Source organism: Sulfitobacter sp. PR48, assembly GCF_028807335.1.
Taxonomy (GTDB): domain Bacteria; phylum Pseudomonadota; class Alphaproteobacteria; order Rhodobacterales; family Rhodobacteraceae; genus Sulfitobacter.
Map to the genome: position 1 here is coordinate 177,716 of NZ_JARAMM010000009.1, position 23,865 is coordinate 201,580.

Genomic DNA, 23,865 nt, shown 5'->3' on the forward strand with positions numbered 1-23,865 from the left:
TCTTGTGGGCAAGTTAAGTGAGTACCAGGATTCTGTCGTCGAGCCTGGTACGCTGAGGCTGCGTTCTTAGCATTGCTAGGCTCTGGACTCATTGAGTTTCACAGCCAGTAGATGACGACCGCGGCGAGGGCGATGGCGGAGAAGAAGGCCTTGGGGCACCGATCATATCTGGTTGCAACACGGCGCCAGTCCTTGAGCCGGCCGAACATGATCTCAATGCGGTTGCGGCGTTTGTATCGACGCTTGTCGTATTTCACGATTGTCTTGCGTTGTTTTCGGCCGGGGATGCAGGCTCGTATCCCTTTGTTTTTCAACGCTTCTCGGAACCAGTTGGCGTCGTAACCCCGGTCCCCGAGCAGCCAATCAACATCCGGCAGGCTGCTGAGCAACGCCCGCGCGCCGATGTAATCGCTGACCTGTCCGGCAGAAACGAAGAAGTTGATCGGGCGGCCTTTGCTATCGCAGATGGCGTGCAGCTTGGTGTTCATGCCGCCCTTGGTGCGACCGATCAGGCGGCCACGCCCCCTTTTTTCGCGCCCAGGCTGGACGCGGTGCGATGTGCTTTCAGGTAGGTGGCGTCGATCATCACCGTCTTCTTCTCGCCGTGCTCGGCTGCAAGACCAGCCATCATCTGGGCAAAGGTGCCTTTGTCGCTCCACCGCTTCCACCGGTTGTATAGCGTCTTGTGGGGGCCATACTCTTTCGGCGCATCCCGCCAGCGTAAACCATTGCGGTTTATGAAGATAATCCCACTTAAAACGCGGCGGTCATCAACGCGAGGCTTGCCGTGAGGCTTCGGGAAATAGGGCTCGAGACGCGCCATCTGCGCATCGGTCAACCAGAAAAGATCAGACATGTCACCGCTCTGTTTTTCTACGGTGAGTCACGACGCCAAGCTGAAATCAATGGGTCCTGACCCTAGACACATTCGAAGTGGAGAAGGTTCGACTTCAGACCCACCCCCTCCGGTAGTTTACTCCCGGCTCAAGTTTACCTAGAGAAAGACGGCCTTGCCCAAAGCTGCGAACAGCTTTCCGAAGTGATCCAGAAATGGTCCACCGCGATGCCGATCGAAAGCTTTTTCGAGAGGTGGAGGAGCGTCTTGCCGGCGTCGAGACCGACAGGCGCCAGGCCTTGTCCACACGTCTTGCTCTGGCGCGGTCCATGATGGGAACGCTTGATCCGCTGGAGTTTCTGGAGCCATGGATCGCGCCGGAAGAGCGCTATCGACGGCAGCATCCGGAAGACTGACGCAAACGCTTGTTTGTCAGTGGCTTGCGTCCCGATGTTCAAGTGGCTTTGGCTTTGGCGCAGGCCGCGACTCAATCAGCATGTGTTCGATCGCCGAGCGTCGCAACTCCCGATCCAGCGTGTAGGTGTTCCGCCGGAACTCCACACCTTCCAGCAGAGCCTTCAGGTACCCCGCGACCGTGTCTGCCGCCATGATCAGCGTCGAGTCGAGCGTGTGCACGTAGCGGCTTGTCACCGAGCCTTTCGCATGGCCGATCAGCGCAGCGATCGTGATCTCGGTGAAGCCAAGGTCATTCGCGATGCTGGCAAAGCTGTGCCGCAAGACATGCGGTGTCACATCCCAGAGCGGCGTGTCGGTCAGGAGCTTCTTCCAGCTCTGAGGAAAGTTGCCGACCGCATTGTCGATGCCCTGGCCGGGAAAGACGTAGGTGCCGGTTCGTTGTGACCGCTTGCTTTCTAGGTACTCGATCACGGGAAGTCCGATGGGACGCACCGAGGCGCCTTCCTTGCTATCGATCAGCCGCAGGCAGCTCCCCTCGATATCGACCTCGCTCCATCTGAGATTGATGATCTCCCCGCGTCGGCAGCCAGTCACGGCGAGGATCCAGAGGATCTCGGCATGTAGACGATAATGGTCGCTCTTCTGTGCCTGTCGCAGGATGCCACCCAAGATTCGGTATTCCGCCTCACTGAGCCGACGGTCGCGCACTTGGTATTTGGGCTTGCGCAATCCGTGGGTCGGGTTGTGGTCGATCACGCCGGATTCTACCGCATAGGAGAATATGCCGCCAAGCAGGCCCATTGTGCGGATCGCTGTTCCGCGACCGCCGCGCACGATGGCCTTGCCGCGCAACTTCTCGGTTTTCATCACAACGCGCGTCTTTCCGGCGATGATGTCCTTCATCAGGTTGTTCATGTCCGGCTTGGTGATGTCGCGAACCCGGCGGGTGCCGAGCAGGGGGATGATGTGTCGGCGGATGCGGCCCACGTCGATCTCGATTGTCGAGGCCTTCTTGGGGCGGCCGCCTTTGCCCATGATCAGGCCAGCCTCCATATCCTCGATATACTGCTCACAGAGCTGCTTGACCGTCAGCGCCCTGCGTTCCTCGTCGCGTTCTTCGGTCGGATCGTCGCCCCGCGCGACGCGGCCGAGCAGAGCCTTCGCCTCACGTCGTGCTGTCTCGGGCGTCCAGACACCGTGAAGGCCGATCGTGTAGCGGCGCGACCGACCCCGTGCGCGGTACTGGACGATGTAGCTGCGCTTGCCGGAAGGATAGACGCGGAGCCCGAAGCCCGGCAGTTCGTCATCCCAAATCGCCTGGCCTTTGGACGCGGGTTCCACCGCTTCGACAAATCGTTTCGTGAGCTTCGGCATGCACCTGATCCTTGGCTGCGCCCGGTTTCGAGTAAGCACCACGCAAGCACGCGGACGGAAAACAAGGCGTATTTCTGGATAGAGCTTTCGGAGCAGCGTTTCGGAATGTCTATATAATTCAGATGCTTATCGCGCTCTGGCGGGCTCTGTCGTACGTTTCGGAAAGGCCATTAGGACAGCTCCGAAGGCAGAGGCCTCAGGTTCGAATCCTGATGGGTGCGCCATACCTCTTCCACCGGTTTCGACTCCTTTGACAACTTGCAGCGAAAGGCCGTTGCCGGTTTCAGCGCTGCGGTCTGGTGGCGTCTTTCGGCTGGTCAGCAGCAATGAGAAGTTGGAGGGTTCCCCGCGGGGAACCCAACGCATTGTTAATAAAGGTTTTTGCTTGGTTGGTGCCGCGCGCAGGGGGCGAGAGAGACCCTTGCTGAAGGGTTTCAGGATAGATCTGAAATACTTGTTCGCTGCCTCTTTCCGTGGTCCTACGCGTTACGCGATGCCTGATGCTTCAGGACGTTCGTCAGACGCAGTCTTCACCTTCTACATGGTGCTTGAAATTGTTCAGGATCGCCTGCCAGCCGTCCCGTTGCATGTCGACCGGATTCTGGTCTTCGGCATCGAAGGTTGTCGTGACTTTTGTCTTTCCGTTCTCAACCTCGAATGTCGTGCGTGCCTTGCGGCCGTCGCTCATGGCCAGGGTCAGCGCCTTGTTCGGTTCGACCTCTTCATAAACCGCGTCGAAATCGAAACCGAAACTGCCGTCCTTTGCTTCCATGCGCGCCGAATATGCACCGCCGACTTTCAGATCGGCGCTGGCGCTTGGGCAGCACCAGTCGTCAGAGGCGAAGTTCCATTGCGTGATGTCGGCGGGGGTCGAATATGCCTGCCATACACGCGCGACCGGCGCGTCGATCACGGTGTCGATGGTGATTTTCTGTGTGCTCATAAACCTATCCTCTGTGCTGAGCCTTCTTTATCGAAACGGTCGATCGCCGGACCCGCGATGCCTTGGCGACGGGCGACATTGATCCAAAGCCTGATCTATGGCTCCGCGCATGTCGATGATGTGACAGGTCATCGCCCCGGTTACGTCAGACCTCCACAACCGGTATGAACCCGCCATAAATCAGCCGTGCGCCATCGAAGGGCATCGGGTTCTTTTCCGGGTTCATGCGCGGATCGGCGTTTTCCGGATGATCCATCCAGTCCTTCATCTTGTCAAAGGCCGCATCGCGGGTTTGCTTGTCGGGCCATTCGATCCAGGAAAAGACAACAGTCTCATCCTCCTTTGCCTGAACGGCCTTGCGAAAATCGGTGACCTTGCCATCGGGCAGATCGTCGCCCCAGCATTCCAGGATGCGCGTGGCGCCGAGATCCTTGAAAACGCCGTCGCCGAGCTTGGCGTGGTCGATGAATTTCTGCTTGTTCGCCGTCGGCACGGCGATCACGAAACCGTCTATGTAGCCCATCTTGTCACTCCCTGAATATGATGGTTCCTGGGTTTAAGTCTTGCCTGAGCGCGTGGCTCAGGCTCTTGCTCAGATCAAGGCAATGGAAGTCGATATCGAGCGCGACATGGCGCGCAGGTTTTGTACGAGTTCATCGCCTCGGCGTAGTAGAGTTTCATCATAGGACTCCCATGCGCACTGCGTTAAGCGACGGCGGCTTCGAGCGCCGCAATGTCGATCTTTGTCATTGTCATCATCGCACTGAATGCACGTTTGGCCCTTTCCTTGTCGGTGCTCGTCGTCAGGTCGAGCAGCAATCGCGGCGTGATCTGCCAGGAATGGCCCCAACGGTCCTTGCACCAGCCGCAGGCGCTTTCCCGTCCGCCGTTGGATACGATGGCGTTCCAGTAGCGGTCGGTCTCTTCCTGGGTTTCGGTCACGACCATGAAGCTGACGGCCTCGTTGGGTGTGAAGTTCGGACCACCGTTCAGCCCGACGCATTTGCGGCCGAGCACAGTGAATTCGACGGTCAGTTCATTCCCGGCCTTGCCGCCCGGAAAGTCATCCGGCGCGGTGTTCACGCGGTCCACGCGGCTGTCCGGAAAGGTGGCGGCATAAAACTCCGCCGCCTTTTTCGCTTCGCCGTGGTCGTACCACATGCAGGTGACAAGTTCGGTCATGACTGTGCTCCCTGCGCCTTGCTGCCGGCAAACATCAGCATCCAGGGCGTTCCGTATTTGTCGGTGAACATGGCAAATCGTTCGGCCCAGAAGGTTTCGTCGGGTTCCATCTCGACGCGCGCCGCATCCTTGGCAAGCGCGTCGTAGATGCGGTCGAAATCCGCCAGCGAGGTTGGCGAGATCGAGATGCGGAAGCCCTGCGGCTTGTCATACATCTCGTCGTTGTTGTCAGAGGCCATGACCAGGGCGCTGCCCAGCTTCATGGCCATGTTCATCACCATGTCGTCGCCGCCGGGCATGCGGCTTTCGGGGGTCGGGGCATCGGCGTTGCGGAAAACACCGGTGATTTCACCGCCCAGCACCTCGGCATAATGGCTCATCGCCTCCAGGCAGTTTCCTTTGAAGAAGAGATAGATTGCAGGTTCCATGTCTTGGGTCCTCCCTTGATCCTGAAGTATTGTTGTAATTGTCCGGCATCACTCAACCGGCAGTGCTGCTGTTGAAAAAGTCGCGTTGGGCGTCATGGGCCCGCCTGAATGCTGGTCGCGCTTCGCCGCGTGTGACATAGGCGGAGAGGCTCGGCCAACTTCCTCAAGTGCCCATCGCACCCGCATGTCGCGTGCCAGGCCCTTGCCGCCATCGGGTGAGCGTTCGAAGACGGTGATGACGGGTCTGGCGCGGGCGCGCGTTGATTGGCGGGATGTCTCAGTCATATGCATCGTGCCTTCGCCACCATTGATACGGCCTGGTCTGCGGTGTTCCCTCGGGGGCGTCCTCCCAGTCTTCCTGACGGCCAAGGGGGGTCAGATCGAGCAGGGTCCAGACCGTGCCGAGCGTCTCAACCCCGCGGCCTGTCGTGAAGTATGTGCGGTAGATGTCCGGCCCGTCGCGGTAGAAAACGTTGAGACCGAACCCTGAGGTCACGTCGAAATCGGCGTTGAAGCTGTCTTTTGTTTCGTACCAGGGCATCGACCAGCCCATGCGCGTTCGGAACGCCTCGATCTCGGCAATTGGCGCTTTCGAGACGAAGGTGAGCGTGGTGTCGCGCGCGTGCAGATGGGCCAGATGCGGGATCTGATCGGCCACCATGCAGCAGCCTGAACAGGGGCTCGGATCCGCGGGCCTCAGCATGTGGTGATAGGTGATTAGCTGTGTGCGGCCGTCGAAAAGATCGGCCAGAGTGGCGGTTCCGCCGGGCCCCGTGAAAGCATAGTTGCCATCGACCTTTGACCAGGGCAGGCGGCGCCGCTGTGCGGCCAGCCGGTCCTGAGCACGGGTCAGCTCCTTTTCCGCAACGCGCAGATCGGCGAGGGCGCTGTGCCAGGCGTCCGGCGATATTGTCTGACGGGACACTCCGGAAATTTCCCTGGTTCCAGGGTTTGCATTCTCAGCCATGTGTTGGTCCTCCCCGGGCGCTTGGCCCATTGTTCCCCGGTGCCCTCCCGAACAGGAGCAGCAGATAGCGTTGCAGATGATCGACGCTGCCGCGCGCGATGGTGCGGTCGCCCGTCGCCTTGGCCAGAATGAAGGCGCCCTGCAGCACGGCCTGGGTGTGGGCGGCAAGGCTCGCCGGTGTCCAGTCTGCCGCAATGCCATGCGCTTTCATGGCCGCTTCGATATCCGGTTCCAGCGTGGCGGCATGGCCGAAGATGCTCGCCGCACAGGCATCGCGGATCGCCGGATGCGAGAGATAGACCTCCTGCGTCATCGTGCCGACAAGACAGGTGAACTCGGCAAGATCGCCTTCGATGATCTCCTTGCGGAACGCGACATAGGCAAGCAGCCTGTCGAGCGGATCGTCGTGGTCGTGATAGGGTGCTTCGGCGAAGAACGCCGATGTCGTCTCAGCCCAGAAAGCGGCGGCGGCGACGCCCAGCGCTTCCTTGTTTTCGAAGTGATGGAAAAACGCGCCCTTGGTCACGCCAGCCGACTTGCAGAGGTCATCAAGCGTGGTGGCCGCGAAACCCTGGGACCGGATCACGTCTCGTGCCGCTTCAAGCAGCCTGGTGCGGGCGTCGCCGCGTTCGGGATTTTGTTTGGTTGGTCTTGGCATGGGTATTAAAATACCATCCGGTCGGTATCTATGTCAAGACGTCTGATATGATGGGCGCTGACGGGTGCACTGAGCGGAGATTTTTGCGAGCCGTACAAAGGGGAATGGGCGAGATACAGGTGATGCCCGGCCAAAGCCGGGCAGGGGGCAGGCGCCACCCAAACGGGCGGCCTGCCCGGTAAATCCCGGCAACTCGGCAAGTGTGTCCCGGCTTTGCTTCAGGGCATCGGTGATCGAGGCCTGAGCAAAGCCCGAACCACGGCCTGACCGTCAGTCTTCGACAATCGACAGGTCGAACGCCGCCATGTCTTCGGGCTCTGCAATGACATTCATGCCCGTGATTCTGTCGCCAGCAATGTCGAGGCGCAGCAGAAGAAGAAGCTGACCACCGGGGACGACGGCAACGTCCATCACATTGTCCACCAGTGCCGGTCTGGCCGCCTGGGCGCTGCCCTTGAAGAATGCAGCAACCGCCGGAGCGCCGCGCAGTTCGGCATGTCCGCCGAGTTTCACGGCAACCGCATCTCCGCGCAGGACCACATCGGGATCGAGCATTGTCATCAAAGCATCGAAATCACCCCCGCGTGCAGCGGCAAGAAAGGCATCCACCACTTCGCGCCGGCGGGCATTATCGACCCTTTCGGCGGTCTGTGCGCCCTGCACCCGGCGCCGCGCGCGGCTGGCAAGTTGCCGGGTTGCATCCGGCGAACGCCCGACAATCCCTGCGATGTCGTCAAACGGGACGGCGAAAACATCATGCAGCACAAAAGCGACCCGCTCGCCCGGTGTCAGGGTCTCAAGCACGGTCAGCATGGCCAGACCGACGGAATCGGCCATGGCAAGTTCTTCTTCGGGGGTGGCATTTGTCGCCGTCAAAGCGGGGTCTGGCCGAAGCGTGTTGTCCAGCATCCCGTCCAGCGATTCTTCCTGGCGCGATTTCCGGGCGCGCAGCATGTCCAGACACAGCCGGCCCACCACGGTGGTAAGCCAGCCGCCAAGATTGGCGATACTGTCCTGTTCGGAGCGGTTGAGCCGAAGCCAGGCTTCCTGAATCGCATCCTCCGCCTCGGCCCGGGAGCCAAGCATGCGGTAGGCGACCGCGTTCAGCCGCGCCCGGTGGGCCTCGAATTCATCCAACAAAAATTTTTTGCCACGCATTGTCACATTCCTTGTTTGCGTTCCGTCATGCTTATGACGAACGGTTCAGGCCCGATGTGACAGCGGGCGGCCGCTATGTCATCGCACCGGGTCCAAGACCCCGGGAACCTGAACAGATAGGAAGAAACCATGCTCGATAAAGTTGAAACCATGCAAGCCCGGATGAAGCATCCGGTCCTCGTTCTGCCCGAAGCCATGAAAGCGCTGCTGGCGCTTGGCAAGGCCGCCACCGCCGACGGGCTTCCGGCGGTGACCTGCTACCTCGTTCATCTGCGTGCCAGCCAGATCAATGGCTGCAGCTTTTGTGTGGATATGCATGCGCAGGAGCTCAAGAACGCTGGCGAGGATGACAAACGCATCCATACCGTGGCCGCCTGGCGCGAGGCTCCCTGGTTTACCGATGCGGAACGGGTCGCGCTTGCCCTCACGGAGGAACTGACCCGCCTCGCGGATCGCCCCGAAGCGGTTTCCGATGAGCTGTGGTCGGAAGTGGCCCGGCATTACGACGAACCCGCACGGGCGGCGCTGCTGCTGCAGATCGCGCAGATCAACGTCTGGAACCGCCTCAACGCCGGGATCCGGCAGGTGGCGGGCGTGCGCTGGTACTAAGATAGCACCGGCGCAAAAAGACGCGGGGGAAGATTGCCGTCTTCCCCCGTGACGGCAGGCCGCAAGGTGCCGCCGGGTCTGTCGGGTGATCAAGCGGGGGCATAGACCAGCCGCAGCACGTTATCGCCAATCCGCTCATGTGACAGCAGGGTGAGGGGCGGCCGGGCACCCGCGAAATAACCCGTGCCATGGCCAAGCACCACGGGATGAAGGTACATCCGGTATTCGTCAATCAGCCCCAGCTCGGTCAGGCTTTGTGCCAGGGTCGGACCGGCAACTTCGATCTCTCCGGCGTGTTCTGCCTTGATCCGCCGCACCGCGCCTTCCAGGTCATCCCCGACAAGGGTCGCATTGGGGCCGACCGTTTCCAGTGTCCGTGAGACAACCCATTTCCGCTGTTTCCGCCAGGCCGCCGCAAACGCCGCGCCCTCCGGTTCCCAGTCTTCGTGGTCCTCATCCCAATAGCGCATGATTTCATAGATGTTGCGACCATAGATGCTGCCCAACTGACCCTCGGCCTCTTCGATGAAGTGACGAAAAAGACTGGGGTCCGGCGCAAACCGCTCATGGTCGACATAGCCGTCCAGTGACACATTCATTCCGAATACGAGCTTTGCCATGCCCTTGCTCCCTCCTTGTGATGATCGGCTATTTCAGGGGCCAGACTTCGACGACGCCATGGGCGACGGCACAGGGAACCTGCGCGACCTTGTCGATGGCCTCTGCCAGGCTGGCCGCCTCGATCACCGCGAAACCTGCAACCGGAAGGTCGGAGGACATGAATGCACCTTCGCGCGTTGTCACGCCGGAGGCATTCGGATTGCGGACCTGGACCGGTGTCCCGGCAATCCCGACCAAAGCGCCTTCGGAAACCAGTCTGGCGTCCTGCGCATGTGCGGCGTCCCTTACGGCCTGAGGCGTGCGGTCATAGCCGTCCTGATCGCCGTATCCGATGGTGATGAATTTGGGCATGATGCGAAGGTCTTTCCTATCTTGCGAGCACGATGTGGGTCGCCGCCTCGGTCGCGGCAGTTTCAGTGACGGAAAAGCCAAGCGCCGGCAGGTCAATCCCCGCGAACAGCGCCTCGCCCCGGCCCAGGACCACCGGCGAGATGGCAAGGTGAATCTCGTCGACAAGACCGGCCTGAAGATATTGCCGCACCGTCGAGACTCCGCCGCCGATCTTGACGTTTCGGTCCCCGGCCGCCGCCCTGGCGCGTTCAAGCGCCGCCGTGACCCCCTCGGTGACGAAGTGAAAGACGGTGCCGCCCTTCATCTCGACGGGGTCGCGCGGATATTGGGTGAGGATGAAGGTCGGGGCGTGATACGGGGGATTGTCGCCCCACCAGCCTTTCCAGCTTTCATCCGGCCAGTCGCCACGGATGGGACCGAACATGTTGCGGCCCAGGATGAAGGCACCGAAGCCTTCCATCGAACGCGTGGCATAATCGTTGTCGACGCCCCGCGAGCCGCCATCCTTGCCCAGCATTTCGTGGAACATGCTGGTTTCGATCATCCAGGTGTGCAGCGTCTCGCCGCCCTTGCCGAGCGGGTTCTCAAGGCTTTGGTCCGGCCCGGCGCCATAGCCGTCGATGGAAAGCGAAAACCCCGAAACGATTACCTTGGTCATGACTGCGTCCTTGCTGTTGGAAGATTGTTTGCTCTGACTTAGGCCCGGCCCGGCTGGGCGAGGACAACGGTATTGTTGTCAGGGTCGACAAGCTTCACGAGACTGGTTGAGGTCGCTGGTTCAACCGGGCCGGGCGCAAGACCGGCCTCATTCAGGCGCTGGCGTTCGTCGCGCAGGCCCTCGACGATAAGGGTGAGAGTGCCATGACCGGCATCTTTCTTGTTCTCGAATAGCTGCAGGCCAGCATCGTCGCCATGATGCCATTCGGCAAGACCGTCCATCGGTCGGTCATCAGGCCCGCGTGCGAACAGTTTTTCGAACCAAGGCAGGCTTTGGCTCAGGTCGGAACAGCTTAGTTGGGCGTAGAACTTGACTATAGGCATCTTTGCCTTCCTTTCTGTATGCACTTTGCAAGCAGTTGTGAATTACCAGAACCGTATGTATATTGCAAGCAGTTTACGGAGGCCCCACATGGACAAACCTATCCGCTCCGGTTGCCCGATCAACCTGACGCTTGAAACGCTGGGCGACCGCTGGAGCCTGATTGTCATCCGCGACATCATGTTCGGCAACCGCCGGCACTATCGCGACCTGCTCAACAATTCCGAGGAAGGCATCGCCTCGAACATCCTGGCGGACCGGCTGAAGAAGCTGACTGAATCGGGTCTGCTCTCCACCAGTCCGGACCCGTCGCACAAGCAAAAGACGGTCTACAGCCTGACGGAACCCGCGATCCAGCTGGTGCCGTTGCTTGCGCAGATGGGCGCATGGGGTCGGCGCTTTACGCCGGTCACGCGGGAACTGTCGATCCGCGCGCAGCTTCTGGAAGAGGGCGGTCCCGAGATGTGGGAGGCGTTCATGGCGGAATTGCGGAGCCTGCATCTTGGCGCGGCACCGTCGGCGCGCTCGGTGATTGCGGAACTGACCGAAGCCTATCTGGCGGCACTTGCCGAATGACAGCGGACTGCCGCGCAGATCGCAGCGTGACAAGAATTCGATACGTTTTCGAGCGATGGGATGGCAGGATGTCCGTAAAAAAAGGCGAGCAAGAATCTTCAAACAAGATGAGCAAGAAAAGGATATCGCCATGCCCAACACGGTCCGTCTGCACCGCGTCATCGCCGCCAAACCCGAAAAGGTCTATCGGGCCTTTCTGGAACCCGACGCCGTGGCCAGCTGGCTGCCGCCCTATGGGTTTCTCTGCACGGTCCACGAACTGACGCCCGAGGTCGGCGGGACGCATCGCATGTCGTTCCGCAATTTCACGACCGGTGACAGCCACTCATTCGGCGGCGAATACAAGGAGCTGGTTCCGGGTCAGCGGCTGGTCTACAGCGACCGGTTCGACGATCCAAACCTGCCCGGCGAGATGACGATCACCGTCGACCTGAAGGCTGTCTCTGTCGGCACGGAAATGTCCGTCGTGCAGGACGGCGTTCCGGAGGTGATCCCGCTCGAAGCCTGCTATCTGGGCTGGCAGGACAGCCTGCGGAAGCTGGCAAGGCTCGTGGAACCGGAGATCAACCAGTAAGGTGCCCGAGGCTGGTGCTGCCATCGTGGTGCCGGGCTGCGTCAGAACATGCCCATGTTCAACCCAGCACCCATCGCCGCGCCAAGGTCACGGCACAGGGCAAGGTCCTTCTCCGGTATTGTCTTTTCCGCCAGGATTTCCTCGGGCGTCTGGGCATTGGTGCAGATGATGATGGGCGCTTGAACCTCTTTCAGGCGCCAGCCCTGGGCGATGCGGGCGGTCTGGCGCTTTGCGTTCTCCCCGTCTGATCCGGCACAGATCATCTGCGCATAGGGGCGGCCCTCGATCCGGCCCAGCACCGGGTAATAGCAGCGGTCAAAGAAATCCTTCATCACACCTGCAATCGCCGCGAGATTTTCCGGGCCGCAGAAGATGTAGCCGGCAGCGGCCAGCAGATCCTCCGGGCCTGCTTCGGCGGCGGTCAGCAGGGTGGTGGGCGTCTCGGCCTGCGCCGCCTCTGCCGCCGCTTCGGCCATCTGCCTGCTGCCGCCGGTTCTTGAATGATAGACCACAAGGAGCTTTGTCATCGAATGCCTGTCTGACCGCGGGTTCGGGTGCTGAGGCGCTGCATGCCGCCCCGGCACAAGGGTTGTCCGACAGGGCGGTGGGCGCAACCGTAAATCTGCCGGGGGCAGCGCGCCGGGTCTGCCCCGGGCGGCTTCGACGCCTGCGTGAGCCGGGGCATCTGGTGCGGCACCGCGCGCGGGTGCCTTGTTTTTGAGCATATTGCCGCCTGCGACGATGTTTTGTGCAAAGCAGCCGTTCGGAATCCATGTGCAAGATTGCCAGGTGGCCGGTTTGTCATATGTTTTACCCATGAAATCAAAAGTCTTTCCCTTCGATGAAATGCTTTCAGACGCCGGTGCGCGTGCCCCATATGATTATTACGATGCGTGGTTTGCGGCCCAGGACAACCAGCGCCTTGCGCAAAAGGCAGCCGAGGCCGAGGCGTTTTTTCGCCGGACGGGAATCACCTTCAACGTCTATGGTCAGACGGATGCCGAGGAACGTCTGATCCCCTTCGATCTGATCCCCCGCATCCTGTCGAGCCGGGAGTGGACCAAGCTGTCGCGCGGGATCGAACAGCGGGTGGCGGCGCTGAATGCCTTTCTGCATGACATCTACAACCGCCAGGAAATCCTGCGCGCAGGGATCATCCCGACGGAACTGATCGCGCGCAACGACGCCTTCCTGCCGCAAATGATCGATTTTACCCCGCCGGGCGGCGTCTACACCCATATCGTCGGCACCGACGTGGTGCGCACCGGGGAGGACGATTTCTTTGTCCTGGAGGACAATGCGCGCACGCCTTCCGGGGTCAGCTACATGCTGGAAAACCGCGAGACGATGTTGCAGATGTTCCCGGAACTCTTCAGCACGATCCGCGTGCAGCCGGTCAGCGACTATCCCAAGAACCTGCGCCGCGCGCTTGAGGCAACGGCCCCGGCTTCCTGCACCGGCCGGCCCTGCGTGGCGGTGCTGACGCCGGGCATCTACAATTCGGCCTATTACGAGCATAGTTTCCTTGCCGATCAGATGGGCGTGGAACTGGTGGAAGGGCACGACCTGCGGATTGTGGATGGCCATATCACCATGCGCACCACCCAGGGCTACAAGGTGATCGACGTGCTCTACCGCCGGGTCGATGACGCATTCCTCGATCCGCTGACCTTCAACCCCAGTTCCATGCTGGGTGTGCCGGGGATCATGGATGTCTACCGTGCGGGCAATATCACCATTGCCAATGCGCCCGGCACCGGCGTTGCGGATGACAAGGCGATATACAGCTACATGCCTGACATCGTTGAATTCTACACCGGTGAACGGGCGATCCTGAAGAACGTGGAAACGCACCGCTGCTCGGAACCCGACAGCCTGAACTACGTTCTGGACAACCTTGCCGATCTGGTAGTGAAGGAGGTCCATGGTTCGGGCGGCTACGGGATGCTGGTGGGGCCTGCCGCCAGCAAAAAGGAAATCGCCGATTTCGCCGAAAAGCTGCGTGCGCGGCCAAACAATTATATCGCGCAGCCAACGCTGGCGCTCTCCACCGTGCCGATCTTTACCGAAAGCGGTCTGGCCCCGCGCCACGTGGACCTGCGCCCCTTTGCGCTGGTCTCGCCCAAGGGGATCAACATCACGCCGGGCGGCCTGACACGGGTCGCGCTGCAGGCGGGGTCGTTGGTGGTGAACTCCAGCCAGGGCGGCGGCACCAAAGACACCTGGGTTCTGGACGACTGATATGCTGGGAAAGACTGCGGGTGGATTGTACTGGATGTTCCGTTACCTTGAGCGGGCCGAAAACATCGCACGTCTGGTGGAGGCGGGGTTCCGCATCGCGCTGACCCGTTCCAACGACGCGGAGGCCGAATGGAAATCGGTGATCGTCACCTCGGCCAGTCAGGACACCTACGAGGCGCATCATGAAGGTTACGACAGCAGCCAGGTGATCAATTTCCTGCTGCGCGAGGCGCATAACCCCAGTTCGGTCCTGTCGATCATCAAGGCCGCCCGCGACAATGCGCGGCTGACACGCACCGCGCTCACCACCGAGGTCTGGTATGCGGTCAACGACACCTGGATGATGTTTTCCGAGCTTCTGAAGAACCCCGTGCCGGAAACCGAGGTGCCCCGGGTGCTCTCCGTGATCCGGCAGCAGGCGGCGCTGGTGCGCGGCGCACTGCATGGGACAATGCTGCGCAATGACATCTATGACTTCTGCAGTCTTGGCATTGCAATCGAACGGATGGACAGCACCGCGCGCATCATCGACGTGAAATATTATTCATTGCTGCCGTCGCCCTCCTTTGTCGGCAGCCGTCTGGACAATGTGCAATGGGAAACCGTCTTGCGCTCCGTTTCGGCGCACCGGTCCTTCCGCTGGGCGGTGGAAGACGACTTTACCGCCCCCGCCATCGCGAATTTCCTGATCCTCGATTCCCGGATGCCCAGGTCATTGAATTTCTGTGCCAGTCAGATTGCCGCGAACCTGGGCCTGCTGGCAGAGGAATACCAGATGCGCAAACCCTCCAACGACCTGGCCGAGGAACTGCTGGCGCGTCTCAAGGGCCGTGACATCGGGTCGATCTTTGACGAAGGTTTGCACGAATTCGTCGAAACGGTGATCGACGACACGGCCCGGCTTGCCTGGCAGATCGAGCAGGATTACAGGTTCAACGGATAGATGCAGATCCAGATCAGCCATACCACCGAGTATCTTTACACCGCGCCGGTCAGCTACGCGCTGCAAAAGGTGCGCCTGCGTCCGCTCTCCTCTGCGGTGCAGGAGGTCATTGACTGGAACATCGTGGTCAAGGGCGGCAAGGTCGAGAACCAGTATCTTGACCACTACGGAAACCATGTCGATCTGGTCAGCCTCGACCCCGGCGGGCAGGCGCTGTCGATCATGGCCTCCGGCACGGTGGAGACCAAAAACGCCAGTGGCGTGCTGGGCCAGGTCTATACCCGCGCGCCGCTGTGGCACTTCAGGGAGCCCACCCTTTCGACGGAACCGGGCCCTGAAATCCGCGATATCTCTGGCATATTGAAGGGCTATGACAATCCGCTGGACGGGCTGCACGGGCTGTCCGCCGCGATCCTGGAACGGGTGCCATATGTGCTGGGCAATACCCACAGCCACACCACGGCCGAAGAGGCGCTGACCGGCGGTGGCGGCGGGGTCTGTCAGGACCATGCGCAGATCTTCATCTCTGCCGCGCGGGTTGCGGGCATCCCGGCGCGCTATGTCAGCGGCTACCTGATGATGAACGACCGGGTGGATCAGGATGCCACCCACGCCTGGGCAGAGGCGCATGTGGACGGGCTGGGCTGGGTCGGTTTCGACATCTCCAACGGCTATTCGCCGGACGAACGCTATGTGCGCATCGCCATCGGGCGCGACGCACGCGACGCCTCGCCGATCGAAGGGCTGCGGCTGGGGTCGGCAGAGGAAGAATTGATTGTATCTTTGCAGGTGCAGCAGTAATTCTGGGCTGAACCTCGTAATCGGAAAATCGGATGACGTATTGCATCGGGATGCGGATCAACAAGGGTCTGGTCTTCATGTCGGATACCCGCACCAGCGCGGGTGTCGATAATTTTGCAACCAGCAAAAAGATGTTCACCTGGTCCACGCCGGGCGAACGGGCCATCACGATCATGACCGCAGGCAACCTGGCCACCACCCAGGCGATGATCAGCCTGCTGGAGGAACGCTCCAAGTCGCCCGAGGACCGCGACCCGAGCATCCTGCGCCAGCCCACCATGTTTCAGGTGGCGCGGCTGGTGGGCGCGACCCTCAAGGAAGTGATCGTGGACAGTTCACCCACCGGGCAGACTTCCGACGACCAGTTTGCCGCCTCGGTCATCGTGGGCGGCCAGATCGGGGAGGGGCCGCCGACGGTATTCCTGGTCTACCCCCAGGGCAATTTCATCGAGATCACCGACGATACGCCGTTCTTCCAGATCGGAGAGACGAAATACGGCAAACCGATCCTCGTGCGGGCCTATGACCGGAACATGAGCTTTGAAGAGGCGATCAAGCTGTTGCTGGTTTCATTTGATTCGACGGTGAAATCGAACCTGTCGGTGGGGCTGCCCTTCGACCTGATGGTATACGAGACCGATTCCTTCGACACATCGCGGCAAAAGCGCGTGGGCAAGGATGATCCTGTCTATCAATCCATCTCCACCGGTTGGGGCGACGCGCTGCGCGATGCCTTCCAGCTGCTGCCCAGCTATTCGGTCTGACGGGGCGTCAGCTCCGGCCCAGGCGCGCATCTTCTTCGCTCAGGGCGGGGTCACGTTCGGACGCGGGGCCAAAGCCGCCGCCGCCCGGGGTTTTCACCCGCACCCGGTCCCCCGCTTTCAGCGCGATATCCTGTTCCTTGGACAGGTGTTCGGGGATGTAGCGGATACCGTCACGCCAGACTTCGACCTCGTTCACCGCGCCATCGGCACCGCCCAGCGCGCCTTGCGGGCCAAAGCGTCCATGGTCCATCACGAAACTCGCCCGCGCGTCGCCGCGCCTGAGTTCCAACTCGTAATCCAGCCCCAGACCGCCGCGATGCCGCCCCGCTCCGCCTGATCCTTCGCGCAGGGCATAGCGGTGGTAGAGCACCGGAAAATTCTGCTCCATGATCTCGACCGGGGGGGCCTTGGAAATGCCGATGGTGGAACAGCCGTTGGCGATGCCGTCATGATCCGCATTGCCGCCATAGCCACCGCCCGAAAGCTGGTACATCACGAAATCGCGCCCGGTCAGCGGGTCATGCCCGCCCAGGGCAAAGTTGCCGCTGGTGCCAGCGGGCGCTGCTGTGACGCGGTGCGGCAGCGCCTCGACCAGGGCCGCAAAGACGGCTTCGGCGATGCGCTGGCTGACTTCCGCGGCACAGCCCGAGACCGGGCGGGGGTATTGCGCATCCAGGAAGGTGCCCCTGGGGCGGATCACCTCCAGCGGTTCAAACGCGCCCGCGCTGATCGGCACCTGCGGAAAGATGTGGCGCATCGCGAGGTAGACGGAGGACAAGGTGGTCGCCAGCACCGAATTCATCGGCCCCATGCAGGGCGGGCTGCTGCCCGCAAAGTCGAACGTCAGATGGCCGGGCGTCTTGGTCACCTTCAGCCGGATCGCCAGCGGTTCGTTCACCACCCCGTCGCTGTCGATCCAGGCGGTGGAGCTATATTCCCCATCCGGGATCTCGTCGATCAGGCTGCGCATCTGGGCTTCGGCCCGCTTGCGAAGCTCCGCAATTGCCGCGCGCACCACATCGTCGCCGTAGCGGTCCAGCAGCGCGTTCAGCCGTTCCTCTCCCACCATCAGCGCGGCGGCCTGCGCCTTGACGTCGCCGATGCGCTGGTCGGCCACCCGGATGTTGGAGCAGATGATCGCGTAGATTTCCGGGTCCAGAACACCCTGTTTGAACAGGCGCACCGGCGGCAGGCGCAGCCCTTCCTGTTCCACGGATGTGGCAGAGGCCGAAAAGCCGCCCGGCACGGCACCGCCCGTGTCGGGCCAATGCCCCGTATTGCTGAGCCAGCAGAAGATTTCACCATTGCGGTAAAAAGGCCGGGCAAAGCGCACATCCATCAGATGCGTGCCGCCAAGGTAGGGGTCATTGACGATATAGATGTCGTCTGGCTGCGGGGCAGGGGCGGTGCCCGCCGCAATCATCTCGATCAGGGTACGGGTGGAATATTGCATGGTGCCGACAAAGACCGGCAAGCCGCCCGCGCCTTGCGCAATCAGCGCGCCATCCTCGGCGGCATAGATCCCGTCGGAGCGGTCGTTCGCCTCTGCGATCACGGGAGAGAAGGCAGCGCGGGAGAAGCTGAGGTCCATCTCGTCGCAAACCTGTTGCAGGCCCGCCTGAATGACCGAAAGGGTGATGGGGTCGATACTGCTCATTCCGCCGCTCCGATATGGATCATCAGGTTGCCGTCGACACCGCCGGTGACCCGGTCACCGGGCGGGATCAGGGTGGTGCAATCAAGCTGTTCGATGATCGCGGGGCCATCCAGCGTCACATCTGCCGGCAGGTGATCGCGCCAGTAGATCGGCGTATCATGGGGGCTGCCATCAAAATAGACGCTGCGGTGGCCGGTGGGCGTGGCATGGGCCTGCCTGCCCGCAGCGTCGATCAGCCGCGACAGGTCCACCGGTGCGCAGACCCCGATGACCGAACAATTCACATTGACGATGCGCGCGCGGATCTCCGGCAGCGCCACCTTGAAGCGCTGCCAGTAGACCTCGTTGAAGCGGCTGCGCAGGGTTTCTGCCGTGGGTGTTGCATCCGCCAGCGGGACACGCACCACATGGCTTTGACCCAGGAACTGCATGTCGGCGCTGAAATGGTGTTCGACTCGGGTGACGGTGACATTTTCACGCGCCAATGCCGCCTGACCTTCGGCCAGTTGCCCGGCGAATGCGGCGTGCAGCGCGGGAATGTCCAGATCGTCCAGCGGCTGGTTCAGGGTCTGCACAAAATCATGGCGCAGGTCGGCCACGGCACAGCCCAGCGCATTGGTGATCCCCGGGCGGGCTGGCACCAGCACGCGGGGCACGCCCAGCTCACGCGCAAGAGCGGCGGCATGCAACGGCCCTGCGCCGCCAAAGGCGAACAGGGCAAAGTCGCGCGGGTCCGCCCCCAGCGACAGCGACACCATGCGGATTGCCCCCGCCATCTTGGCATTGGCCATGCGAATGACCGCATCCGCCGCGCCATGGGCATCAACCCCCAGCGGCGCACCGAGTTCGCGGGCAAAGACCGCGGCAAGCTCCGCCATCCCGACGCCGCCCGCCACCGCGTTCAGCTTGGCGGTATTCAAGCGGCCCAGCAGCATGTTGGCATCCGAAATCGTCGGCCGCGTGCCGCCCTTGCCATAGCAGATCGGCCCCGGATCGGCCCCGGCGCTTTCCGGTCCGACCTCAAGCAGCCCCGCCGCATTGACCCGCGCGATGGAGCCGCCACCGGCCCCCACGGTGCGCACGTCGACCATGGGCACATGGATCGGCATGGCATATTCCACCTCGATCTCGTTCGAGACAGGTGGCGTGCCGTCGCGGATCAGCGCCACATCGGTGCTGGTGCCACCCATGTCGTAGGTCAGCAGGTTCGGCTCCGACGCGCGCCTGCCGGTATAGGCCGCGGCCATCACGCCAGAGGCAGGGCCGGACATCACCGTCTTGGCGGCCTCGCGCGCGACAAGGCGCGAGGACACCATGCCGCCATTGCCGTTCATCACCAGAACATCGCCGCGATACCCCTTGGCCGCCAGCTCATCGCGCAGCCGCGCGACGTAGCGTTCCAGCAGCGGCTGCACAGAAGCATTGACCGCCGCCGTCACACCGCGTTCGAACTCGCGGCTTTCCGACAGCAGGCTGTGGCCGGTGGTGATGTAGCTGTTGGGCCATGTCTCCGCCGCGATTTCTGCGGCGCGCAGTTCATGCGCCGGATTTGCATAGGCATGCAGGAAATGGATCACCAGCGCCTCGCAGCCCGTGTCGATCAGCTGCCTGATCGCGGCGCGCAAAGCGTCCTCGTCCAGCGGGATCAGCACATTGCCCTGGGCGTCCATCCGTTCGGGCACTTCCAGCCGCAGGTCGCGGGGGATGATCGGCGTGAACTGCCCTTTCATCCCATAGGCCTGCGGGCGTGTGCGCCGCCCCAGTTCCAGCACATCGCGGAATCCGGCGGTGGTGATCAGCCCGGTGCGCGACAGTTTGCGTTCCAGCACCGCGTTGGTGGTGGTGGTGGTGCCATGCACGATCAAGCCGACCTCGCCCAGATCGACTTCGGCCTGTTGCAGTGCCGCCAGCACGCCAAAGGCCTGATTATCAAGGGTTGTCGGTGTCTTGGCAATGCGTATGGTGCCGCTTGCGCTGTCCACCATCACCAGGTCGGTAAAGGTGCCGCCGACATCCACACCAATGATGCTGCCCCTCGTTTCGGAGTGTTCCACGCCGGTGCCTTTCGCCAAACTCACTTGTGTACCAATAAAATCGCGAAGCGCCGCGTTTAGTCAACCGTTATGATGGTGCTGGCGGTGACGGGGGTGTCGCCGACCACATAGGCGCGGTGGTCATTGGTGTTCAGCGTCACCCTGATTTCGTGGGACCCCGGAGGCAGGGGGCCGATGTGGTATTCGGGCGCAAAGAGTCGCCCCAGCTTCATCCCGCCCACATAGATATGGCCATGTCCGGTGCCGGGCACATGGTAAAGCCCCATCAGATCCTCGGAAAAGGTGAAGTCGCTTGCCGTGATCCGCACCTGCCAGCCATCGCCCTCGGGCGTAGCGTCGATCGTGATCTCCGGCGCCGGTTCGCCGTCCCCCACGATGCAGATGTCTCCCATGCCGAAAAGGCCCACTTCGCCCGCGGCCCCGGCCTGTGCCGGGTCCGACATGCGCGCCTTGACGGTCACGTCCCCCGCATTGGCAAAGCTCAGGACCAGCGGCACCAGGGCGCCATGGGCAAAGGGGGTTTCGGGTTGGCGGATGCTGATATGGGCCGCATCCAGCGCCAGGGCGGAATGTCCGCTGGGCACCGGCAGCCCCACCGTGCTGGCCGGGCTGTAAAGCGTCGCCGCCGCCACCGGGCTGGACACCGACAGCAGCCGGTCGGGCGCGCCCTGGTTGTCGATGCTCAGGAAAGCGCCAAGGTGGCTGTCGTCCATCGGCTGGGCCACCGCATTCTCGATCAGCAACCGGGAGGCGGCACCGCCAAAGCCTGCCAGCCAGACCGCAAGCGACAGCGCCGCAAGGGCCACAAGAACAAAAGCCGCTTTCAAATCCCGTTTCCCGTCGCCAGAGTGCCGCCATGAGACTGCGTGAGATCGTCATAGGCGTCAAGCTGGGCGCCTTTCTGCCCGCTGCGGCACAGGCGCATGTGTCGGAGCAGGGATTTGTCCTGCTGCTGCCGACCGAAGTTTATACGGCGGCAGGTGTGGCGGCGGTGACGCTGACCGTGCTGGCATTGTTTGCGCTGCCCGGTGGCGCGGTCAGGGGGCTCTTTGCGCACCGCCCGCTTGCACCGCGACACTTTGAGCGCGCGCAGCAAATAAGCAGCCTTGTTTCGCTGATCTGCCTGTTTTTTGTGCTCTATCTTGGCTTCACCGGGCCGCGCGACCCGCTGTCGAACCTGATGCCGCTCAGCTTCTGGACCCTGGGCTGGGTGGCAGCGGTCAGCCTGTCGGGTGTTCTGGGCAACCTCTGGCGCTGGATCAACCCCTGGACCGGGCTTTACCAGCTGCTGGGGCCGCTTCGGCCTGTCTTGGGGCTGCCGGCGGGGCTAGGCCGCTGGCCCGCCGTGGCGTTGCTGCTGGGCTTTGCCGCCTTCCTGCTGGCGGATATCGCGCCCGACGATCCGGCGCGGCTGGCGCGTTTGGTCGCGATCTACTGGCTGGTGACCTTTGCGGGCATGATCCTGTGCGGGCGGCGCTGGCTAGCGCATGCGGAACTGGGGCATGCGGTTTTTGAGGCCTTTGCCAGCCTCGCGCCCCTGCGTCTTTCGGGGCGTGCCGGGCTGGGCGGGCCGGGCTGGCGGCTGCTGGCGGACAGGCCCGCACCGGCCGCCGGGATTTTCGCCCTGACCCTGCTGGCCGTGGGCAGTTTCGACGGGTTGAACGGGACATTCTGGTGGCTTGGCCGGATCGGCGTGAACCCGCTGGAATTTCCGGGCCGCTCCGCCGTGGTGGTGCAGACGCTGACCGGGCTGGCGCTGGCGTTTGCAGCACTTCTGGGCGTCTTTGCCCTGGCGGTCTGGCTGGGCCTGCGCCTTGCCCGGGCAGAGGTGCGCTATGCACAGGCCTTCGGCTGGCTCGCCCTCAGCCTGTTGCCGATTGCGCTGGTCTATCACATTGCCCATTACCTCACCTCCTTTCTGGTCCAGATCCAATATGCCATCGCGGCGCTCAGCGATCCCTTTGCGCGCGGGGCGGACTGGCTGGGCATCCAGCCGTTCCGGGTGACCACCGGGTTCTTCAACAGCATCGACAGTGTGCGGGTGATCTGGGTGACGCAGGCGGGGCTGGTGGTGCTGGGGCATGTCTGGTCGGTCCTGCTGTCGCATCGCATCGCGCTGCGGCTGTTCGGGGAGGGGCCGCGCGCCGCCGTGGCCACGCTGCCGCTCTCGATCTTCATGATTGCCTACACAATGCTCGGTTTGTGGTTGCTGGCCGCGCCAAAAGGGGCATGAATCGCCTTACCGGAATGCGATGTTCAGAAAATTCTGGACAAATTGCATGTATGCAAACAACATTCAGGGACAAACGGGAAACCGAAAATGGTCCCGCCCAACAGGGAGAGTTGGAATGACACCTAAACTGATGACAAATCGCCGCAGCGTACTGAAGGGGGCTGCCGCTGGCGGGCTTCTGGCCGCCGCACCGCTGGCCGCCCGCTTTGCCAGCGCGCAATCTAGCGCACCGATCAAGATCGGCTTTCAGCAGCATTCGACCGGCATCGGCGCCGCCTATGGCCGCTGGTACGGGCGCACCACCGAGGCCGCCGTCAAGATGATCAACGACGCGGGCGGCATCAATGGCCGGCCGGTGGAGATCGTGGCCGAGGATGACGGCACAGACCCCAAGCGCGGCGCGGAAGTGCTGGAGAAATTCGCGAACCAGTCGGGCTGCGACGTGGCCTTCGGCACGCTGTTCAGCCATGTGGTGATTGGCTCCGCCCCAGCCGCGGGCGAGCTGAAACTGCCCTATTTCGTGGTTTCCGAAGGGCATCACGTCGCCAGCGGCATGTTGAACCGCTATACCCTGCAACCCGGCATCACCGACGTGAAAAGCCAGGTCCAGGCGATGGCGCCCTACGTGTCGGAGAATCTGGGCAAGAAGGTCACGATGATCTATCCCGACTTTGCCTTTGGCCATGACCACCGCGACTATTTCTCGGCGGCGATCAAGGAGCAGGGCGGCGAGGTGCTGGAGATGATCGCGATCCCGCCGACCGAGACCTCCTTTACCAAATATTTCCCCAAGATCCCGCGCGATACCGAAGTGATCTATCACGTGATGGTCGGCCCTGCCGTTCTGACCTTCGTCAAGGAGCTGGGCGAGTTCTTTGGCCCCTCGCGGCCCGAGATCTTTGGCTTCATCGACTCGCTCGAAGCGGTTGATCTGGCGTCGCCGGGGCTGGAATTCCTCGAAGGCACCTATTTCTGGGAGGGCAACCCGCGCTACGCGCAGGAAGACCAGACCAGCCACGACAAGATGTTCCGCGAGGCGGTGGGTGTGGATGCCAACGGCGCGTCCGTGTCGGACCCCAAGGATGTCTCAACCTATGCCCATATGTTCGGCTGCTGGGAAACCCTGCACGTCATCAAGGCCGGGATGGAGGCCGCCGGTTACCAGGGCCCCGAAGACCGCGCCAAGCTGATCGAGGCAGTCGAGGCGATGACCGACATGCCGCAAAGCGATGCGCACCCGCAGGGGCCGAAACGCTTCAACGGCAAGACGCACCAGGTTTTCGGCGTGCAATACATCTCGAAAGTCGAAGAGGGCAAACTGGTCAAGGTGCATACGACCTCCATCGAGGATACGCTCTATCCCGATGAAGTCGATTACACCTCGATGTCCTTCTGAGGAGCCCGCGCCGGGGTTTCGGACCCCGGCGCATATCATCTGAC

The 23,865-nt window shown here is 62.1% G+C and carries 27 protein-coding genes; 10 read left to right on the forward strand and 17 right to left on the reverse strand.

From position 1 onward, the window contains the following. Window positions 1-98 precede the first annotated feature (98 nt). A protein-coding gene (locus PVW51_RS13895) for an IS5 family transposase (protein WP_274575642.1) occupies window positions 99-856 on the reverse strand; the annotation gives its coding sequence in 2 pieces (ribosomal slippage) (window positions 99-520 and window positions 520-856; 759 coding nt in all). A 194-nt stretch (window positions 857-1,050) separates the two neighbouring features. Between PVW51_RS13895 and PVW51_RS13900 the strand changes: the two genes are divergently transcribed. Further along, window positions 1,051-1,251 carry a hypothetical protein gene (locus PVW51_RS13900; RefSeq protein ID WP_274575645.1) on the forward strand — a complete coding sequence of 67 codons (201 nt, stop codon included), beginning with the start codon at window positions 1,051-1,053 and terminating at the stop codon, window positions 1,249-1,251. A gap of 16 nt (window positions 1,252-1,267) precedes the next feature. On the opposite strand, the gene PVW51_RS13905 is transcribed toward PVW51_RS13900, so the two are convergent. From PVW51_RS13905 to PVW51_RS13940, 8 genes are all read right to left on the reverse strand, one after another. Further along, entirely contained in the window at window positions 1,268-2,626 is a 1,359-nt protein-coding gene (locus PVW51_RS13905) for a tyrosine-type recombinase/integrase (RefSeq protein WP_274575648.1), read from the reverse strand. 517 nt (window positions 2,627-3,143) lie between these two features. Beyond that, window positions 3,144-3,569, reverse strand: a complete 426-nt coding sequence (locus tag PVW51_RS13910) for an SRPBCC family protein (RefSeq protein WP_274575650.1) — start codon at window positions 3,567-3,569, stop codon at window positions 3,144-3,146. 145 nt (window positions 3,570-3,714) lie between these two features. Further along, entirely contained in the window at window positions 3,715-4,092 is a 378-nt protein-coding gene (locus PVW51_RS13915; protein ID WP_274575651.1) for a DUF1428 domain-containing protein, read from the reverse strand. A 182-nt stretch (window positions 4,093-4,274) separates the two neighbouring features. Beyond that, the gene (locus PVW51_RS13920) at window positions 4,275-4,751 is read right to left on the reverse strand and encodes a VOC family protein (protein ID WP_274575652.1); all 477 of its coding nucleotides are present in this window, start codon (window positions 4,749-4,751) and stop codon (window positions 4,275-4,277) included. Beyond that, window positions 4,748-5,179: a VOC family protein gene (locus PVW51_RS13925; protein WP_274575653.1), complete on the reverse strand. Its 432-nt coding sequence runs from the start codon at window positions 5,177-5,179 to the stop codon at window positions 4,748-4,750. The genes PVW51_RS13920 and PVW51_RS13925 overlap by 4 nt, the downstream gene beginning before the upstream one ends. A gap of 277 nt (window positions 5,180-5,456) precedes the next feature. Further along, a complete protein-coding gene (locus PVW51_RS13930; protein ID WP_274575654.1) occupies window positions 5,457-6,104 on the reverse strand; it encodes a DUF899 domain-containing protein in 648 nt (215 codons plus the stop codon). Between the two features lie 34 nt (window positions 6,105-6,138). Continuing rightward, a complete protein-coding gene (locus PVW51_RS13935; RefSeq protein ID WP_274575656.1) occupies window positions 6,139-6,804 on the reverse strand; it encodes a TetR/AcrR family transcriptional regulator in 666 nt (221 codons plus the stop codon). Window positions 6,805-7,074: 270 nt separating this feature from the next. Next, window positions 7,075-7,962 (reverse strand): sigma-70 family RNA polymerase sigma factor, encoded by an 888-nt coding sequence (locus tag PVW51_RS13940; protein WP_274575658.1) that lies wholly within the window; start codon window positions 7,960-7,962, stop codon window positions 7,075-7,077. Window positions 7,963-8,091: 129 nt separating this feature from the next. Between PVW51_RS13940 and PVW51_RS13945 the strand changes: the two genes are divergently transcribed. Further along, window positions 8,092-8,571, forward strand: a complete 480-nt coding sequence (locus PVW51_RS13945; protein WP_205388318.1) for a carboxymuconolactone decarboxylase family protein — start codon at window positions 8,092-8,094, stop codon at window positions 8,569-8,571. A gap of 89 nt (window positions 8,572-8,660) precedes the next feature. On the opposite strand, the gene PVW51_RS13950 is transcribed toward PVW51_RS13945, so the two are convergent. From PVW51_RS13950 to PVW51_RS13965, 4 genes are read right to left on the reverse strand one after another with little or no spacing between them, the layout of a single operon-like run. Beyond that, window positions 8,661-9,191 carry a dihydrofolate reductase family protein gene (locus PVW51_RS13950; protein ID WP_269362030.1) on the reverse strand — a complete coding sequence of 177 codons (531 nt, stop codon included), beginning with the start codon at window positions 9,189-9,191 and terminating at the stop codon, window positions 8,661-8,663. A gap of 28 nt (window positions 9,192-9,219) precedes the next feature. Further along, entirely contained in the window at window positions 9,220-9,543 is a 324-nt protein-coding gene (locus PVW51_RS13955) for a YciI family protein (protein ID WP_274575659.1), read from the reverse strand. Window positions 9,544-9,559: 16 nt separating this feature from the next. After that, on the reverse strand, window positions 9,560-10,201 hold the full coding sequence (locus PVW51_RS13960) for a dihydrofolate reductase family protein (RefSeq protein WP_274575660.1): 642 nt from the start codon (window positions 10,199-10,201) through the stop codon (window positions 9,560-9,562). Between the two features lie 38 nt (window positions 10,202-10,239). Next, window positions 10,240-10,584, reverse strand: a complete 345-nt coding sequence (locus PVW51_RS13965) for a VOC family protein (RefSeq protein ID WP_274575661.1) — start codon at window positions 10,582-10,584, stop codon at window positions 10,240-10,242. 88 nt (window positions 10,585-10,672) lie between these two features. Between PVW51_RS13965 and PVW51_RS13970 the strand changes: the two genes are divergently transcribed. Together PVW51_RS13970 and PVW51_RS13975 are read left to right on the forward strand one after the other, a co-directional pair. Further along, complete coding sequence (locus PVW51_RS13970) at window positions 10,673-11,158, forward strand: winged helix-turn-helix transcriptional regulator (RefSeq protein WP_274575662.1); 486 nt, start codon at window positions 10,673-10,675, stop codon at window positions 11,156-11,158. 130 nt (window positions 11,159-11,288) lie between these two features. Then, window positions 11,289-11,732 (forward strand): SRPBCC family protein, encoded by a 444-nt coding sequence (locus PVW51_RS13975; RefSeq protein ID WP_274575663.1) that lies wholly within the window; start codon window positions 11,289-11,291, stop codon window positions 11,730-11,732. Between the two features lie 41 nt (window positions 11,733-11,773). Here PVW51_RS13975 and PVW51_RS13980 read toward each other — a convergent pair whose 3' ends face one another. Continuing rightward, window positions 11,774-12,259 carry a flavodoxin family protein gene (locus PVW51_RS13980; protein ID WP_274575664.1) on the reverse strand — a complete coding sequence of 162 codons (486 nt, stop codon included), beginning with the start codon at window positions 12,257-12,259 and terminating at the stop codon, window positions 11,774-11,776. Between the two features lie 289 nt (window positions 12,260-12,548). Between PVW51_RS13980 and PVW51_RS13985 the strand changes: the two genes are divergently transcribed. The 4 genes from PVW51_RS13985 to PVW51_RS14000 are packed head-to-tail and all read left to right on the forward strand — an operon-like array spanning window position 12,549 to window position 16,481. After that, a complete protein-coding gene (locus tag PVW51_RS13985; RefSeq protein WP_274575665.1) occupies window positions 12,549-13,973 on the forward strand; it encodes a circularly permuted type 2 ATP-grasp protein in 1,425 nt (474 codons plus the stop codon). 1 nt (window position 13,974) lies between these two features. Continuing rightward, entirely contained in the window at window positions 13,975-14,916 is a 942-nt protein-coding gene (locus PVW51_RS13990) for an alpha-E domain-containing protein (RefSeq protein ID WP_274575666.1), read from the forward strand. Then, complete coding sequence (locus PVW51_RS13995) at window positions 14,917-15,717, forward strand: transglutaminase family protein (RefSeq protein ID WP_274575667.1); 801 nt, start codon at window positions 14,917-14,919, stop codon at window positions 15,715-15,717. Window positions 15,718-15,749: 32 nt separating this feature from the next. Continuing rightward, window positions 15,750-16,481, forward strand: a complete 732-nt coding sequence (locus tag PVW51_RS14000) for a peptidase (RefSeq protein WP_269362048.1) — start codon at window positions 15,750-15,752, stop codon at window positions 16,479-16,481. A 7-nt stretch (window positions 16,482-16,488) separates the two neighbouring features. On the opposite strand, the gene PVW51_RS14005 is transcribed toward PVW51_RS14000, so the two are convergent. The 3 genes from PVW51_RS14005 to PVW51_RS14015 are packed head-to-tail and all read right to left on the reverse strand — an operon-like array spanning window position 16,489 to window position 21,019. Beyond that, entirely contained in the window at window positions 16,489-18,138 is a 1,650-nt protein-coding gene (locus PVW51_RS14005) for a hydantoinase B/oxoprolinase family protein (protein WP_274575668.1), read from the reverse strand. Next, a complete protein-coding gene (locus PVW51_RS14010) occupies window positions 18,135-20,216 on the reverse strand; it encodes a hydantoinase/oxoprolinase family protein (protein WP_274575669.1) in 2,082 nt (693 codons plus the stop codon). Before PVW51_RS14010 ends, PVW51_RS14005 begins: the two co-directional genes overlap by 4 nt. A 32-nt stretch (window positions 20,217-20,248) precedes the next feature. Then, window positions 20,249-21,019, reverse strand: coding sequence for a copper chaperone PCu(A)C (locus tag PVW51_RS14015; protein ID WP_274575670.1), 771 nt, complete (start codon window positions 21,017-21,019; stop codon window positions 20,249-20,251). 29 nt (window positions 21,020-21,048) lie between these two features. Between PVW51_RS14015 and PVW51_RS14020 the strand changes: the two genes are divergently transcribed. Then, on the forward strand, window positions 21,049-22,425 hold the full coding sequence (locus PVW51_RS14020; RefSeq protein ID WP_274575671.1) for a hypothetical protein: 1,377 nt from the start codon (window positions 21,049-21,051) through the stop codon (window positions 22,423-22,425). A 115-nt stretch (window positions 22,426-22,540) separates the two neighbouring features. Continuing rightward, window positions 22,541-23,821 (forward strand): ABC transporter substrate-binding protein, encoded by a 1,281-nt coding sequence (locus PVW51_RS14025; RefSeq protein ID WP_114277176.1) that lies wholly within the window; start codon window positions 22,541-22,543, stop codon window positions 23,819-23,821. Window positions 23,822-23,865 lie beyond the last annotated feature (44 nt).